Annotated in this window: 11 protein-coding genes and 1 tRNA gene; 1 reads left to right on the top strand and 11 read right to left on the bottom strand. The window is 60.0% G+C overall.

Annotation, left to right across the window (positions count from 1 at the left end):
- Window positions 1-28: 28 nt before the first annotated feature.
- The 6 genes from pqqF to ACVI9W_RS14605 all read right to left on the bottom strand — a co-directional run bounded on the left by pqqF (window position 29) and on the right by ACVI9W_RS14605 (window position 7,626).
- On the bottom strand, window positions 29-2,374 hold the full coding sequence (pqqF, locus tag ACVI9W_RS14580) for a pyrroloquinoline quinone biosynthesis protein PqqF (RefSeq protein ID WP_461530370.1): 2,346 nt from the start codon (window positions 2,372-2,374) through the stop codon (window positions 29-31).
- 38 nt (window positions 2,375-2,412) lie between these two features.
- Window positions 2,413-3,216, bottom strand: coding sequence for a carbon-nitrogen hydrolase family protein (locus ACVI9W_RS14585; protein WP_461530371.1), 804 nt, complete (start codon window positions 3,214-3,216; stop codon window positions 2,413-2,415).
- Window positions 3,217-3,229: 13 nt separating this feature from the next.
- A complete protein-coding gene (locus ACVI9W_RS14590; RefSeq protein WP_461530372.1) occupies window positions 3,230-4,912 on the bottom strand; it encodes a flavin monoamine oxidase family protein in 1,683 nt (560 codons plus the stop codon).
- Window positions 4,913-5,075: 163 nt separating this feature from the next.
- Complete coding sequence (locus ACVI9W_RS14595) at window positions 5,076-5,528, bottom strand: Lrp/AsnC family transcriptional regulator (protein WP_422415335.1); 453 nt, start codon at window positions 5,526-5,528, stop codon at window positions 5,076-5,078.
- A gap of 92 nt (window positions 5,529-5,620) precedes the next feature.
- Window positions 5,621-6,412, bottom strand: a complete 792-nt coding sequence (locus tag ACVI9W_RS14600) for a lipopolysaccharide biosynthesis protein (RefSeq protein WP_461530373.1) — start codon at window positions 6,410-6,412, stop codon at window positions 5,621-5,623.
- An 83-nt stretch (window positions 6,413-6,495) separates the two neighbouring features.
- On the bottom strand, window positions 6,496-7,626 hold the full coding sequence (locus ACVI9W_RS14605) for a Fic family protein (RefSeq protein ID WP_461530374.1): 1,131 nt from the start codon (window positions 7,624-7,626) through the stop codon (window positions 6,496-6,498).
- Window positions 7,627-7,894: 268 nt separating this feature from the next.
- Between ACVI9W_RS14605 and ACVI9W_RS14610 the strand changes: the two genes are divergently transcribed.
- Window positions 7,895-8,440: a serine acetyltransferase gene (locus ACVI9W_RS14610; RefSeq protein ID WP_038606003.1), complete on the top strand. Its 546-nt coding sequence runs from the start codon at window positions 7,895-7,897 to the stop codon at window positions 8,438-8,440.
- A gap of 94 nt (window positions 8,441-8,534) precedes the next feature.
- Here ACVI9W_RS14610 and ACVI9W_RS14615 read toward each other — a convergent pair.
- The 5 genes from ACVI9W_RS14615 to rpsU form a co-directional block, all read right to left on the bottom strand.
- Window positions 8,535-8,611 (bottom strand) — tRNA-Ile (locus tag ACVI9W_RS14615).
- A 13-nt stretch (window positions 8,612-8,624) separates the two neighbouring features.
- Complete coding sequence (locus ACVI9W_RS14620; protein WP_461530375.1) at window positions 8,625-12,368, bottom strand: EAL domain-containing protein; 3,744 nt, start codon at window positions 12,366-12,368, stop codon at window positions 8,625-8,627.
- A gap of 127 nt (window positions 12,369-12,495) precedes the next feature.
- On the bottom strand, window positions 12,496-14,346 hold the full coding sequence (gene rpoD / locus ACVI9W_RS14625; protein ID WP_038606008.1) for an RNA polymerase sigma factor RpoD: 1,851 nt from the start codon (window positions 14,344-14,346) through the stop codon (window positions 12,496-12,498).
- Between the two features lie 67 nt (window positions 14,347-14,413).
- On the bottom strand, window positions 14,414-16,384 hold the full coding sequence (gene dnaG, locus ACVI9W_RS14630; RefSeq protein ID WP_461530376.1) for a DNA primase: 1,971 nt from the start codon (window positions 16,382-16,384) through the stop codon (window positions 14,414-14,416).
- Between the two features lie 304 nt (window positions 16,385-16,688).
- The gene (gene rpsU / locus ACVI9W_RS14635) at window positions 16,689-16,904 is read right to left on the bottom strand and encodes a 30S ribosomal protein S21 (RefSeq protein WP_002551877.1); all 216 of its coding nucleotides are present in this window, start codon (window positions 16,902-16,904) and stop codon (window positions 16,689-16,691) included.
- Window positions 16,905-17,071: the final 167 nt, after the last annotated feature.

Here is a 17,071-nt window from a genome sequence, read left to right on the forward strand (position 1 = left end):
ATAAATGCCGTTACATATTCGGTAAGAATCACCCGGTAACCCAGTTGCCGTCTTCGGCTGCGGGGCCATTGGCCAGGATCAGCCAGCCTCGTTTGGCGTGCAAAATATCCTCGGCGCTCTGCCGCAGCTGTGCGTCATCAATGGCGAGAATCTCTATCTGGAGATCGTCCAGCGTCGTCTGGCTGCGGCCCGCCAGCTGTGCCTGCCAGGCCCATTCGGCGACGTCGGCGTTACTCATTGCGGCTTCGTTCATTTGTTCGGCAAGGGCCTGGCGCACGTCGGGGCTAGCAGTAAGTGTAGTCGGCAGGGACGTGAGGAAATCATCGATATGGGCAAGGGTCTGCGCATGGCTGGCACTCGGCGACTGCACGCCGAACAGCAGGCCGCTGACGCCCTGAATCTGACGGAAGGCGCTGAATACGGCGTAACCCAGTTGCAGTTCGACACGCAGGCGTTGATAGAACGGCCCTTGAATGTGCTGTGCCAGCAAACGGGTACGGGCTTCTTCAGTGATCGCCACGGGGCAGAACAGCAGCAAGGCCTGCTCGCTGGCCAGCGGTGGCAGGCATTGCCAGCGGCGAACAGGCTCCACAACGATCGGGTGATGCGCGCCAGGATGCCCGGGAACACTCTGCAGCACGCGGTTGAGGGCATGTTGCGGTCTTTCGCCGAATCCTGTGGCCATGGCCTGCCATCGGGCGTGTTGCCACACAGCCTGCAGGTCGCTTTGCTCGAGGGTACAAACGGGCAAAGGTGCTTCGTCTGCACCAATGAGCTGTTCGGGGAGCTGGCGGAGCAGGACGCGAATCGGCATGGCGTCGGCTTCACTCGCAGGCTTTGCAGTCCAGCTGGCCGCACCGGGACGTTGGAGTGCCTCCAGCGCCTCTTGGGTTACGGCGACCACCGTTTCAGGTACACCGGCGCAGCGTATCTGCCAGAACGGGCCACAGGCTTCGAACTGCAGTGTCACCCCAGCCCTTGCCGCACGTTCTCGCAGGGGCTGCAAAGCCCGGTCCAGGACCTGCCAGAGCGGGGCGCGTGTGGCCGCAGTCAGCTGCCAGCGTAGATAGACGACCCCATGCCGGCGTTCAGGCGGTAGTAGCGGACTCAAATACAGCCCTGTGGGAGCCGGGACGGCTGGGTGATCGGCGTAATGCACGTTGAGCAAGGGTTCCGGGGCAGGTAAATGCCAGCTCTCAGTGCATGTCGGTGAATCGCCTTGCAGCAGGCTGTCGAGCAAGCTGTCCAAGGCGTGCCGGGCTTGCTCGCTCAGCGCTTCATAAGGCCGGGCAGCACTGTCACGACAGGCCAGGTCCAAGGCTGTCGCCGCCAGGGCGTGGCACTGTTGCAAGCTTGCGTATTCCTGGTACAGCACCGAGCGGTCCACCTCGCGGAAGAACCTCAACCAGCTCTGTACAAGCGCCTGTGCCTGCTCACCTATGGCTGCGTCGTTGAGTTTCAGGCGGATGTGCAGCAGTGCCTGACCGGCAAAGCCGTACAACGGCGAACACTCAAGCGCTTGCAACCCTCGATGGCGAAGTGCCGCCAGCAGCCCACCTGCCCGGGCATCAGTCAGCCAGGTGCTGAGAAACTCGATGGCCTGTTCCATGCCCGTCGGTTGTTGCTCCACGGCATACAACAGGTCCAGTTGCTGAGCGCTCAGTTGCGGCTCAAGCCTTTCGTCGACAAGCGTGGGTGGTTGCGCCTGCCCGATCCGAACACCGCTGGCCAGGTGGCTGGCAGCGCCACGGGCCAGCGCTTCCAGTTGCTCAAGGCTTTGCGGGCCGCTCAGGCTCAGGATCATCTGTCCTGCCTGGTAGTAACGCTGGTGATAAGCCTGCAACGCAGTCTGAAAGTCGCGGCTGTGCACGGGCAGGCTGTAGCGGTTGCCGGCCTGGAAACCACTCAGGGGATGCTGGCCGGAAACCCTCTGTAGCAGGGCAAACTGCGCCTGGGCCTGGGGATTGCGCGACCAGGCGATGAATTCGGCATGGATCACTTCACGTTCGCGCAACTGGCGTTGTTGATCGAAAACCGGGCGGGCGAGCATGTCGCACAAACGCTCGAGGCCGCCGGCAAACGCCGCTTGCGGGACTTCGAAAAAGTAGTCGGTGGTGCGCTCGCGGGTACTGGCGTTGACCTGGCCGCCATGACGCTGCATATAGCGCATCAGGCCGTCGCCCAGGGGGAAGCGCTCAGTGCCGAGAAACAACAGGTGCTCGATAAAGTGTGCGAGCCCTGCATAGGCGCGCGGTGCGTCATGACTGCCGGCCATGACCCGCACGGCAGCGGCGCAGCGCTTCAGCTGCGGGGTATGCCGCAGGATGACCTGCAGGCCATTGTCGAGGATGAGGTGTTGCACAGTGCTGGGCATGACGGTTCCGTTGCAGCGCGAACCGTCATGCTAGCGGATTATCCGCGATCGCGCGGATCGCCATACAGCTCAGGGCGCAGGTCGTGCAGGTAGGGCGTGCTGGCGCGTCCTTCGTGGACCCGTTGCAGTTCCAGGTCTGCCTGCAGCAGGGTGCTTTCGCGGCCTGCCATGGCCAGGATGCTGCCGTCCGGGCCGACAATGCTGCTTTGTCCGCAGTAGTGGATCTCGTCTTCGCTGCCGCAGTAGTTGGCGTAGACCAGGTAGCACTGGTTTTCGTAGGCGCGGGCGCGCACGGTGACTTGGGCAATGAAGTCGTAAGGCACCATGTTCGCCGTCGGCACCAGAATCAGCTCGGCACCGGCCAGGGCCAGGCGTCGGGCATTTTCCGGAAACTCGATGTCGTAGCAGATCAGCAAGCCCAGCCGCCATCCGTTCAATTCCACCACCGGGAAATGATCGGGGCCCGGGCTGAACATCGCCCGGTCCAGACCGCCGAACAGGTGGGTCTTGCGGTAGTTGCACAGGCTGCTGCCATGGGCGTCGATCAACTGCACGGCGTTGTAGATCCGGCCATCCTCTGATAGCTCCGGATAGCCGTAGGCAATGGCGATACGATTGCTCTGGGCGATCTCCACCACGGCCATGGCCGAAGGCCCGTCTTCGGCCTCGGCCAGGCGCGCCACGGCTTCACTGCCGATGTTGTAGCCGGTCAGGAACATCTCCGGACACACCAGCAACTCTGCACCCCGGGCTGCGGCCAGTTGCGCCTGCTGGTGCAGGCGCTCGAGATTGCCGGGTACGTCCAGTGGCTGCGGAGCACCTTGATACAGCGCAATGCGCATGGCGTTACTCCCGTCAGTCGGCGAGGGCGATCGGTCCGATCTCGTTGAATACATCGCCCGGGCCTGGGTTATCCGGATGGGTATGCCCACCGAAGTGATTCATGATACCCCACACCGCATTGAGCGAGGTTTGCACCGCGCCCTCGACCCAGGCCGGGGTCCACGACACGTCGTCACCGGCAATGAAGATACCGCGCTGTTCGGCGGGCATGTCCTGCTGCATGAAGTGCGCGTACATGCGCTGGTTGTAACGGTAATGGCCAGGCAAGGCGCCCTTGAACGCTCCGAGGAAATGCGGGTCGGCTTCCCAGGACACGGTGATCGGGTCGCCAATGATGTGGCCAGCGATATCGACTTTCGGGTAGATCTTCTTCAGCGCGTCGAGGGCCAGTTTCACGCGCTTTTCCACCGGGTGCGGGAGCATCTTCAGGGCGTCGCTCATCCACGAGTAGGACAGGCAGATGACCCCCGGCTTGTCGTCACCGTTGTCGAACAGGTAAGTGCCACGGGTCAGGCGGTCGGTCAGGGTCATGCTCATCAGGTCGCGGCCGGTCTCCGGGTCTTTGTCTTTCCAGAATGGCCGGTCGACCATGACAAAGGTTTTCGACGACTGCATGTAGCGGGTGCGGTCCAGAGCCATCCACATCTTCTGCGAGAACAGCGACTCTTCACATTCGATCTGGGTGGTCAGCAGCCAGCTCTGGCAGGTGGTGAGCACGGCGGCGTAGTGGCGGGTGTCGCCCCAGGTGTCGGTCACCGCCAGGCGTCCGTCGGCATCGCGGGCGATGCTCTTGACCCCCGGACGCGGCGCGCCACGGTGCAGCGAGCTGAGGCTGGTGCCTTGCGGCCAGTGCGCGCAACGCTCGGGAACATGGCGCCAGATGCCCAGCGGCACCTGCTCAACGCCGCCGACCACCAGGTGTTGGTGATCGTCGCAGTTGGTCATCACCACGCGGAAGATTTCCAGCATCGAGTTGGGGAAGTCCGAGTCCCAGCCGCCGGTGCCGAAGCCGACCTGGCCGAACACTTCCCGGTGCAGGAAGCTGAGCTTGGCGAAGGCCTTGGAAGTAGCGACGAAGTCGTAGAAGGTGCGGTCGTCCCACAGCGGCACGAGGGTGTTCCAAAGCTCCTTGAGGCGTGGAACATCACGGTCGCGGATCGCCTGCTGGATGTCGCCGAAACGGGCACCATCTTCCAGCGCGTCGGCCCAGGCATCGGCAACCTCCTGGAACAGTTTCGGCAGGTCGGAAAGTTTTTCGGCGTAGTGGGTCTGACCTTCCAGGTCGATGACCGTACTGCCTGAGGCCGGCGTCAGCGGGTTGGGAAAGGGCTTGGTCTCAAGGCCCAGCTTGTCCACATAGTGATAGAACGCTGTGGACGATACCGGGAAACGCATACCGCCAAGCTCGGCGATGATCCCGTCGGTACCTTCGAAGGTCTGCGAGCGCAGGCGGCCACCCATCTTCGACGCTTCGTAGACCACCGGTTTGAGGCCCAGCTTCATCAGCTCGTAGGCCGCCACCAGGCCGGCGATACCGGCACCGACAATCGCCACTTCTTCACCATGGCGCTCGGCCGGGATACTGCCCAGGCCTGCGGGGTGCTCGATCCAGTCGTCAAAGGCGAACGGAAAATCCGGGCCGAAGATGGTGACAGGTTTCTTGCCGTCGGCGGGGTGGCGATTGTTCTTGTTCATAGATGACCTTGCCAGGGCTGCGCAGGATGCGGAGCTTGAGTATAGGAAAACGCTGGCGGTCAGTTTAGAGGGTGGGAGTTACGTAATTAAGATGCAGAGTGTCGTCTATCTGTGATGTTGCTTGTCAGTTTGCATGGTTATTTCGTCATATCGTCGGGCCTGCTTACCCGCGATCAACCTTGCTGCTGAGGATGATCGAGGTAGTGGTCTTTTCCACACCATCGACACTGCCGATCTGGTCGAGCAACTGGTCCAGCTGCTCCGGCGAATCACTGCGCAGCCAGGCCACGTAGTCGAACTCGCCACTGACCGCGCACAACTGCTGGACTTGTCCCATGGCACTCAGGCGGCGCACCACGTCCTTGCCCGAGCGTGGTTGCACTTTAATCCCGACATAGGCCTGCAAGCCGCCGTCGATCAGGCGCTGACCCAGGCGTACGCCATAGCCGCTGATGACCTTGGTCTTTTCCAGCCGCGCCAGGCGCGAGGTCACCGTGGTGCGTGCGATGCCCAGTTGCCGGGCCAGCATGGCGACGCTTTCGCGGGCATTGATCTGCAGTAGCGAAATCAGTTGGCGGTCGATTTCGTCGAGGGCAACGGGACGGCTGTCGGACATGGAGACTCTCGGGTGTGCGCCGCGTAGCACGGCGCATGAACTGAATGTATTAGCCTATCCATACCGCACGCTGGCGAGCAAGCCGCGCTTGCTCAGGTGCGTACCAGTGCCTGCACTTCATCGAGGGTTTTGTAAGGAATCACTGTGCGCGGCAGTCGGGAGGTGGGCGACAGGTTGTAGACGGCGAAATCCTTGTCGACCACCGACTCGGCCAGCAGCTCGAAGGACGGCAGGATGCGCGAATCGAAGTGTTGGTCCAGGCCGCAAGGTGACAGCTTGGAATGTCGGTTTTCGTAGAACCTGCCAGCATTCTGGTTCAAGTCCACTCCAACCATGAAGACCTTGTTGAAACCCGCATGGTAGGCAATCTGCAGCGCTACGTAAGCCACCGTGCGAGCATCAAAGAAGCCGCGGTGCAGGTTCTTGCTGAACCCCAGGGGTTTCCGGCGACTGCCCGGGAAGGGGCGATTGCGGATGAGCTCAGGGTCTTTTCGCAGCAGGTCGGAAAACTTCGCCTTGCGGGCTTTGCGCAGAAAATACAGCTCGCCGCTGGCGGCAACACCGGCGGACTTGTAGTGGTCCTCCCAGAGCGCAACCCGTTCACTGCGGCGCATGGCTTCGGCAAACAGCTCGGGTTGCTGGTTGGAAAAGTCCTTGTCCGTGCAGACATAAAAAAATGGCTTGATCGGCGTATCGAGGAACATGGAGATCGCGCCGTTCATCGTGATCATCGGGATGTCGGAGAATTCCTGAAAAGGAAAGTCCTTTGCCGAACTGCCCGAGGCGATCACGAAAACCGAGCCTGACCCTGCATTGCGGCAATCATCGAAATGGCTGACGCTGAATGGCACGTCAGAAATCAACTGTGCTGTGGAAGCGTCCATTTTAGAAATCCTTAACTTGCATCGATGATTGGGGGATGGCTGGGTGAAGACCTCTTATTTTATAAGTTTTCCTGATCTGATTGCTAATCGCCTGCGTGGTTAACCTGATAACGGGTGCTGCGTCCGCCACCCGGTAGGCGGGTTATGCAACCTTTCTCAAGAAGGTCACCCAGATGACGGGTTGCGGTGGCTTTGGAAACTTTTGCGACGGCCTGGTATTGGGCTGCGCTGATACCGTTCTCAAAACCGCGTTCGCCGCCATCGAGCAAGCGATTGAGCACCTTTATCTGTTCAGCCAATAAGACGTGATTGCGGTGCACTTGCCAGAAGCGCGCTTTGTTCAGCACGCGCCCAATGCGGGTAAGGGCTTGCTCCAGGCTTTTGAGTAGTGTTGCGAGGAACCACTGCAGCCAGGCGGTGATATCCAGCGTCCCTTTCTGGCTGGCTTCGAGGACGTGGTAATAGCCGGCGCGGTCGTCGAGGATGCTCGCTGACATGGCATAAAAACGAATGCTCTGCTGTTCGCCTTGGGCCAGCGCCAAGTCGGTGAGGGCGCGAGTCAGGCGGCCGTTGCCGTCATCGAAGGGGTGTAGGGTCACAAACCAGAAATGGGCAATCCCAGCGCGCAGCAATGGGTCGAGACGGGTATCGCTGCGACTGCTTTCGAACCAGTCGAGGAAGTCGCTCAGCTGCTGTTCCAATCCGGCGCGTGGTGGAGCTTCGAAGTGCACGGTGGGGCGGTCGAGTCGGCCGGAGACAACCTGCATAGGCTCTTCGCCGCGTAGTGTGCCGATGTGCAGTGGACGCGCTGACAGGTTTTCGTCGTCGGGGAACAGCCAGCAGTGCCAGCTATACAGGCGCTTTAGATCCAGCGGGTGCTGATGTACGCGGGTGGCATCGAGCAGCAATTGCGCCAGGCCTTCAGAGCGTGCAGTGGTGCGGTCTTCCTCGCTCAACCCCAAGCGCCGGGCCAAGGAAGAACGCACCGAGCCAACATTCAGTTGCTCGCCCTCAATGGCGGATGAGGTGACGATGTTCTGAAGCAGGGCATCCAGGCTGCTTTGTGCTTCAGTGTCACTGCCGACAGCACCGAGCATGCCGAGCAAACGCCCCTGAGCCTGGGTGCAGGCGCGCAGCAACGGTATAAGCGGTTCGGCTTGCCAGTTGAAGTATGGCCAGTTGGGATGCTGCCAGATCCAGACGGGAAGATTCATTGGGCTTGCTCATGTGTGAGCCGATTAGAGCGCTTATTCGGCTCATTGCTTGAGCTGATTGTGCCGAGTAATCGGCTCACTGTCTAACGTGAACACAGACTGTCTTACCCGGTTGCTCCGGCTGGCTAGCTTCTCCTGCAGCGATTTCCGTCCGTCCCGCCGAATGTGTCGGCGCTATCTCGAATTCGATACAATTGCACCATCTATAGAGAAACTGTCCAGGCGGATGGATTCGGATTCATCCGGGAGAAGATCGCAAGTGGAATACATGGATTGGGAGAATCTGAAGAGATTCTGGCGCATCGAAGTGATGGGCGGTGAAGAAAAGAAATTGAAGTTCAAGCGGATATTTCGGCGCATTCGTCTAAAAGAACAAGAGCATTATCTGTTCTGGTTCAGGCTGGCGCAGCATCTTCATCGACGCCGGAAAGGGGTGCTCAATTACCCCAAGATTGCCCGTCGAATCCACGCAAGTTTAGTTCGCACCCACGGCATCGATATCATGCTGGCGGCGGAAATCGGTCCTGGCCTGAGCTTCTCTCACCGTGTAGGGATAGTGATTGCGGATGCGGCACGGATAGGCAAAAACCTGTCCATTCGCCAGAACACCACTATCGGTGTGAAAACCGCTGGCCAGAAAGGTTTGATCCACATCGGCGACAACGTAGTAGTCGGGGCCAATGTTTGCATAATCGGTGACAACCTACGTATAGGCGACAATGTAACCATCGGGGCAATGGCCTTTATCAACAAGGATGTGCCTGATAACAGCACTTGCTTTACCCGGCACGTAACGACGATCAATCAGAAGTGAATAACTGTAGCGGGCCTGGAGTCGAAACCCCTGGTCTGCTGAGTTGATGATTCCCTGAAACGACGAAAGCCGCGCAATGCGCGGCTTTCTGTTTTGGTGGGCCCACACGGACTTGAACCGTGGACCAAAGGATTATGAGTCCTCTGCTCTAACCAACTGAGCTATAGGCCCCAGTGGTCGCGAATTATAACGAGGGTTTCCAGGCAGTGCCATCCGAAAGATCCGAAACTGCTATACGAAGGAATGACGCGGCGAATTCCTCCGCAGGTAACGGCAGGCTGACGATGTAGCCCTGGATCTGCTCGCAGCCTTCAGCGGCGAGAAATTGCTGTTGGGCCTGGTTCTCGACACCTTCGGCAATGATGGTCAATTGCATGCTGCGCCCCAGGGCAATGATCGCTCGGGCGATGGCGGCATCGTGGGGATCATCCGGCAGGCCACGAATGAACGATTGGTCGATCTTGAGGATGTCCAGCGGCAGGCGCTTGAGGTAGCTCAGTGACGAGTAGCCGGTGCCAAAGTCGTCGATCGCCAGCTGCACTCCCAGGTGCTTGAGCTGGTGCAGAATGGCCAGGGCTTCTTCGGCCTGGCTCATGATGAAGTTCTCGGTAATTTCCAGTTGCAGGTCACCGGCTTTGAGCTGGTGAGTCTTGAGCAGCTGTTCTATGCGTTTGATCAAACTGGTTTGACGCAGTTGGGCGCCGGCCAGGTTGACCGACAGCGGACCGAAGGCCTGGTAGCGTTTCTTCCAGATCTGCATTTGCCGACAGGCCTGTTCCAGCACCCAGTCGCCCAGTTGCAGAATCATGCCGTTCTCTTCGGCCAGGCCGATGAAATGTTCTGGAGGCACGTCGCCAAACAGTGGGTGGGTCCAGCGAATCAGGGCTTCGGCGCCCACCAGACTCTGGGTTTTCAGGCTGAATTTGGGCTGGTAGCTCAGGCTCAGCTCGTTGCGTTCTATGGCCCGGCGCAACTCGTGCTCCAGGGCAATGCGCTCGCTGGCCTGGGCCGTGAGGTCGCGGGTGTAGCATTCGACCCGGTTGCGGCCTTTGGCCTTGGAACGGTACATCGCCGCGTCGGCATTGCGGATCAATGAGGCGACGTCGGTGCCGTCCTGCGGGTACAGGCTGGTGCCAATGCTCGCGCTGGTGAAGAACTCGTGTTCGCCGGCCTGGAACGGCGCGCTGAAGCAGGCCAGCAGTTTGTTGGCGATATGACTGGCGTCGCTGGGCTGATGCAGGCCGGGCAACAGGATGATGAACTCATCACCGCCCAAACGCGCCACTGTATCGATATCGCGCACCTGTTCTTTCAGGCGTTGGGCGATGCCTTTGAGCAGCAGGTCGCCGACCGGATGGCCAAGGCTGTCGTTGATGTGCTTGAAACGGTCGAGGTCGAGAAACAGCACGGCCCCCTGACGTTTGGAGCTCTGGGCACAGGTGAGGGCCGCTTGCAGGCGGTTTTCGAACAGCGTGCGGTTGGGCAAGCCAGTGAGTGGATCATGGTGAGCCTGGTAGTCGAGTTTCGCCTGGGCATGTTTGAGGCTGGAAATATCGGCGAACACCGCGACAAAGTGGGTGATGGCCCGTTCGCTGTTGCGCACGGCACTGATGGTCAGCCAGCTGGGATACAGCTCGCCATTTTTGCGCCGGTTATGGATTTCGCCTTGCCAGTGCCCTTCGGCGGTCAACTGGTGCCACATGGCGGCATAAAAAGCGCTGTCGTGCTGGCCCGAGGCGAGCAAGCGCGGTGTTTGCCCCAAAGCTTCGAATTCGCTGTAACCGGTGATTTCGCTGAACGCCCGGTTGACGGCGCTGATGCGCTGTTCGGTGTCAGTGATCAACACACCTTCGGCGGTATTTTCAAATACGGTGGCGGCCAGTTGCAGCTTTTCCTGCATCAGGTGGCGTTCGGTGATGTCGCGGGCGATGGTCAGCATGCAGTCGACACCGGCTATCGGCAATGGCCGGGCAGACAGCTCGCACAGGCGTATCTGGCCGTCGCTGCGGCGGATATGGCAGCTGAAATCACGGACGAAGCCGTCTTTTTTCAGCATCTCCAGCAGGCGCCGACGTTCGTTAAGGTCCACCCAGATGCCCAGGTCCAGCGAGGTGTGATCCAGCGAGGTATGGCTGTCGAAGCCGGTCAGGCGGCAGAAACCTTCGTTGACCTCAAGCAGCAAGCCATCACTCTGGCGTGACAACAGCAGACCGTCAGGCGAGGCGTGGAAGGCCTTGGCGAACTTCTCTTCGGAGGTTTGCAGTTGCTCCTGGGTTTCCTTGAGCTGGCTGATATCGCGCACGGCCACGACCAGGGCTGGCGTGTTGTCGAGCTCAAAGGTCTCCGCCGAGATCAAACCGGTGAACAACTGGCCGTTGCTGCGCCGGAACAGCGTTTCCAGGTTGCGAATGCTGCCTGACTGCAGGCGCAGGAGTAATCCTGGGCCGATCCCGTCGACTCCCCAGATGCTCAACTCTGTAGCGGTGCGGCCAATGACCTCTGCCGAGCTCAGGCCGATCTGCTCTTCGAAGGCCTCGTTGACCTCCAGCAAACAGCCGTCGCTGAGGCGGGCGATCAGCAGGATGTCCGGGCACTGCTGGAATACCGAGGCGAATTTCTGCTCCGACAGGCGCAGGGCATCCTCGGCATTCTTGGTTTCGCTGATATCGATCATCAGGCCGCGCATCACCGGCTTGTGCCCGTGCTCGATCAGGCTGACGATATCGCGCACCCACAGGCTGCGGCCATCGGCGCAAATCACCCGATAATCGAGGCTGTGGTCGCGCCCGGCAGCGGTCTCGCTGTCGCAGTAGGCCTGGGCCCAAAGGGCGTCATCGGGGTGAATGATGCTGCGCCAGAAGCCCGGGCGCAGCCAATGACCCAGCGGGTAGCCGAGCAGGTCTTCGGCGTGCGGCGAGACGTAGCTGTAGGTGAAGTCGTTGGCATCGGCTTCCCAGGCTATTGCCGAGAGGCTTTCGACCAGGCCGCGGTAGTGGTATTCGCTGCTGCGCAGTTCCTGTTCCAGAGCGATGCGGCGGGAAATTTCCGAACTCAGCCGCCGGTTGACCCGCATCATTGCCGCCAGTATTGCCACCAACAGCAATATGCCGGGCAGTCCATAGATCAACAGGTCGTACCAGAGTTTCCGGTGATCGAGGACATTGCCGACCCAGCGCTCCTGGATCTTGCCGATTTCGCTGGTGCTCATGTCGGCCATGACTTTGTCGAGAATGCCGACCAGGATCTTTTGCTCCCGCGGTACCGCCATGGCCAGCTGGTAGCGGTAGTTGGTTTCACCGCTGACATACAGACCGTCGAGTTTGAGCTGGCGCAGGCTCCAGATGCTCGATGCGAGGTCGCCGACCACAGCGTCGACTTCATCGGTGGCCAGTGCCTGCAGGGCCGAGCTGACGTTGGGCAGGGCCACCAGGTTCAGGTCAGGGTGATGGGTGCGCAGCAATTCATGCGGCGCATAGTTCTCCACCACGGCAATCTTCAGCCCGTAGAGATCCTTCAGGGTGCGCGGTTGCGCTCCGCCCTCATGGGCCAGAATGACGATCGGGAAATCCAGGTAGGGGCGGGTGAAGGCCAGGAAACCCTGGCGCTCCGGTGTCGACATGACTCCAGGGAGTAACTCCAGCTGGTTCTGCCGTGCCTGTTCAAGCACGGCAGACCAGCTGGACGGCTCGACCGGTTTGAACACTACGCCCAGTCGCTCCTGGATAAGGGCAATGTAATCGGCAGCCAATCCCTGGTAGCGACCGTCCTGGTCACGGTATTCAAACGGTGGCCAGGATGCGTCGACGCCCAGGCGCAGCTGCGGGTGGGCGCTGAGCCAGGCTTGTTCTTCGTCGGTCAGGGTCAAGGCGCCGGCCGTTGCGCTCCAGAGCATCTGGAACAGCAACAGGAGGGCCGGCATTTTGGGCATAACGGCCTCGTCACACAGATGAACTGCTTCGAGTGTAGACGGGCATTTCTGCGCCAGGGTAGTGGCGAAAGACTTAAAGTGTGTGATCGCAGAAAAGAAAAACCCCGGCCTGGGCCGGGGTTTGTCATCACTCGTCGAGGAAGGAGCGCAAATGCTCGCTTCGCGTCGGGTGGCGCAGCTTGCGCAGCGCCTTGGCTTCAATCTGACGGATCCGTTCACGGGTCACGTCGAACTGTTTGCCGACCTCTTCGAGGGTGTGATCGGTGTTCATGTCGATACCGAAACGCATGCGCAGCACTTTGGCCTCGCGTGCGGTCAGACCGGAGAGCACATCACGGGTCGCTTCCTTGAGGCTTTCGACCGTGGCGACATCGATTGGCGACTGCATGGTCGAGTCTTCGATGAAGTCACCCAGGTGCGAATCTTCGTCATCGCCGATCGGGGTTTCCATGGAGATCGGCTCTTTGGCGATCTTCAATACCTTGCGGATTTTGTCCTCAGGCATTTCCATGCGCTCACCCAGCTCTTCCGGGGTCGGTTCGCGACCCATTTCCTGCAGCATCTGCCGGGAAATACGGTTGAGCTTGTTGATCGTCTCGATCATGTGCACCGGAATACGGATGGTGCGGGCCTGGTCGGCGATCGAACGGGTGATCGCCTGGCGAATCCACCAGGTGGCATAGGTCGAGAACTTGTAACCACGACGGTATTCGAACTTGTCCACCGCCTTCATCAGGCCGATGTTGCCTTCCTGAATCAGGTCGAGGAACTGCAGGCCGCGGTTGGTGTACTTCTTGGCGATCGAGATAACCAGACGCAGGTTGGCCTCAACCATCTCTTTCTTCGCCCGGCGAGCCTTGGCTTCACCGATCGACATGCGACGGTTGATGTCCTTGATCTCGGCGATGGTCAGGCCGGTTTCGTCCTGCAGGTCGATCAACTTTTGCTGGCAAGCGACGATGGCGTCGCTTTTCTCGCCCAGTGCAGCAGCCCACTTGGTGCTGCGCTTGGAAAGATCGCTGGCCCAGGTCTGGTCGACTTCGTTGCTCGGGAACAGGCGCAGGAAGTCGGCGCGTGGCATGCGTGCGTCACGGACACACAGTTGCATGATGGCGCGTTCTTGCTGACGCAGACGATCCAGGGCCCCACGAACGCGTTCGACCAGTACTTCGAACTGCTTTGGCACCAGCTTGATCGGCATGAACAGTTCTGCCAGTTCAAGCATCGCCTTGAGGCTGTCCTTGTGCTGGCGGCCGTTCTTTTTCAGCACTTTGAGGGTGGCGTTCAGTTGTTCCTGGACGGCACCAAAGCGCTGTTGGGCAACGACTGGATCGGGACCGCTTTCGGCCTCTTCCTCATCGTCACTGCTTTCTTTCTCTTCGTCTTCTTCGTCGTCAGCCTCGGCCTTGGCCGGTGCTTTCGGATCGACAGGCGGCGGTACTTCGGCCGGCGGGGCGATGCCGTCGTCCGGGTCGATGTAGCCACTGAGAACATCCGACAGGCGGCCGCCTTCGGCGGTTACCCGGTCGTATTCGCTGAGAATGTATTCGACAGTACCCGGGAAGTGAGCGATAGCGCCCATGACTTCGCGAATACCTTCTTCGATACGCTTGGCGATTTCGATCTCGCCTTCGCGGGTCAGCAGCTCGACGGTACCCATTTCACGCATGTACATGCGCACTGGGTCAGTCGTGCGACCGATATCGGTTTCCACAGCCGCCAACGCTGCGGCGGCTTCTTCAGCTGCGGCTTCGTCGGTATCGGCTTCGGCCAACAAAAGGGCATCCGCATCCGGAGCACTCTCGAATACGTTGATCCCCATGTCGTTGATCATGCGGATGATGTCTTCCACCTGCTCCGGATCTGAAATATCCTCTGGCAGGTGGTCGTTGACCTCCGCGTAAGTCAGGTAGCCCTGCTCACGACCGCGGGTGATCAACTCTTTGATGCGAGACTGCTGTTGCGCTTTTCCGGACATAACACCCTATCCACTGAAGGTCTTGGCGGGCAAAAAACAAGCCGAGGATTATACCCGAGCTAGGACCTCACGCGCCAGTTGAGGTCGGGGTTTGTGCGGGAACATTCCGGCTTAACAGGTCGCGCAGCTGATTTTTTTCCTCTGCGCTCAGTTCACTTTGACGTGCTTTCCTGAGCAAATGTTCCAGGCTTCGCTCGCGTTGGCGAGCGGACAAGCTAGTTATAGTGTCGAAAAACTGTTGTTCAAGGTTGTCGGCATCGATCAGCCATTCCTTTTCTGCCAATGCCCGCAGCAATCGACCTTGTTCAGTGCCGTGCCAGCGTGCAATCAGCTGTAGTGAGCGTAGCTCAGGATTCTTTTGCAACGCTTCCAGCAGCGCCACCAGCAGCTGGGCGTAGACGTGTTCTTCGGCCGCGAAATGGCCGGCATCTTCGACTTTTTTGGCCAGCTGCGGATGGTGCAGCAGGGTGCGCAAAGCGCTCAAGGTCGGGGGTTCCACCGAAGTCGGCACCCGTGGCGGCGCATCCTGGCGTTGACCGTTGCGTTCCCAGGGCTTGCCCTTCTTGTCCCACGGTTTGCCTTCCCATTTCTTCTTGCCGCCCTTGTTCGGCGTCCACTGCTGTTGCGGTGGTGCGTACTCGGGTTGGTGGAAGTCGCCGTAGTCCGGGGTGTAGTCGGGAATGGCGTCGTAATCGATGCCCGGATCGTAGCTGGGTGGCGCTTCGGCAGGGGCGCTATGGCTCAGTTGCTCGACCTGCTGGTTGTCGAGCCCGGTGATTTCCTTGAGACGATTGCGCATCAGCGCGCGAAGGTTGGCACCGGGCACTTTTTCGATCAACGGTGCTGCCAGGGTGGCCATATGCGCCTTGCCCTCAAGCGAGCGCGGGTCAGCTTCTTCGGTCAACTGCTGGAAAAAGTAGTCGGCCAGAGGCTGGGCATGCTGGTTGATGCGGGCGCGGAACGCGTCAGTGCCTTCGGCGCGAACCAGGGTGTCCGGGTCCTCGCCTTCGGGCAGGAACAGGAAGCGCGCTTTGCGGCCGTCCTGCAGGCTCGAAAGGGTGGCCTCCAGGGCGCGCCAGGCGGCATTGCGGCCAGCCTGGTCGCCGTCGAAGCAGAACAATACGCTGGGAACCACGCGGAACAGGCGCTTGAGGTGCTCTTCGCTGGTGGCGGTACCCAGGGTCGCCACCGCATTGCGCAGGCCTTGCTGGGCCAGGGCAATGACGTCCATGTAACCTTCGACAACGATGATTTCATCGAGGTTGCGGTTGAACTTGCGCGCCTCGTAGAGCCCGTACAGTTCCTGGCCTTTGTGGAACACCGGGGTTTCCGGGGAGTTCAGGTACTTGGGCTTGTCGTCGCCGAGCACCCGGCCGCCAAAGGCGATGACCCGGCCGCGGCTGTCGCGGATCGGAAACATGACCCGGTCACGGAAGCGATCGTAGCGCTTACCGGACTCGGCGTTCTCGATCAGCAGGCCGGCATCGATCATGGCCTTTTGTTGCAGGGTATCGCTGCTCAAGTGTTTGAACAGGTTGTCCCAGCCGGGCGGGGCATAGCCGAGGCCGAAGTCGCGAGCGATTTCTCCCGACAGGCCACGGCCCTTGAGGTATTCCACGGCCGAGCGACGGGTCGGGTGGCTTTTCAGGGCCTGGCGATAAAATTCGGCAGCCGCTTCCAGCAGGGGGTACAGCGGCGAGTCGGTGGGTTGCCGGGGCTTTTGCCCGCGTCCACCTTCCTCGCGAGGGATTTCCATGCCGGCAGCCTTGGCCAGCTCCTCGACGGCCTGGGGAAAATCCAGGTTGTCGTGGTCCATGATGAAGCCAAGGGCGTTGCCGCCCGCGCCGCAGCCGAAGCAGTAATAGAACTGCTTGTCGGGGCTGACGCTGAAGGACGGGGTTTTTTCCTTGTGGAACGGGCAGCAGGCGGTGAGGTTCTTGCCGGCCTTTTTCAGCTGCACGCGCGAACTCACCACATCGACGATGTCGGTACGGTTGAGGAGGTCGTCGATGAAGCTTTGGGGAATCAGCCCGGCCATGGCACTCTCATCATCAGGCGATAAGCAAGTGTAATCGCTAATGCTGCGGGAACGGCTGCGCGTTCGAGCGATGTCGAATGGCGTAACACAAAATTCGGAAAGACGTGCTCGTCTGTAGCCGGTGAGGGCTCGTCAGTAATGACGTGCACAGCTGGCGTTGAGGCCAGTTCTGACGTTTCAGGCAGGTTGTCCACACTGCAGGGCAATGGGACGCCTCGGGCACGAAGGCCTGAGGATCAAACAACTACTGCCGGCAGCCCGGCTTTGGGCCGGGCGAGGCAGAAGCTTGCGACGGACGTCTGTATTAGTACAGACGAACGGCGCGGCGCTGTTCGCGCTGAACTTTCTTGGCGTGACGTTTAACAGCGGCTGCTGCTTTGCGCTTACGCTCAGAAGTCGGCTTCTCGTAAAATTCGCGGCTACGAACTTCAGCCAGAACACCGGCTTTTTCGCAGGAGCGCTTGAAACGACGCAGAGCTACGTCGAAGGGTTCATTCTCTTTAACTTTGACGGCTGGCATCCAGAGCTACCTTCATTCATTACCGGGGGTCAACGAACTCGTGGCAAAACTGTGCACTGGAGAACGTCGGTTTTTAAGGGTTGCGGATGTTAACCCTTAGCCAGCCGGAATGCAAAGCCTCTGATCGAAAACCGCTGGTCGGCACCGGGAGTGGGGACTATCATGCG

The sequence above is a fragment of the Pseudomonas sp. 210_17 TE3656 genome, from assembly GCF_054821965.1.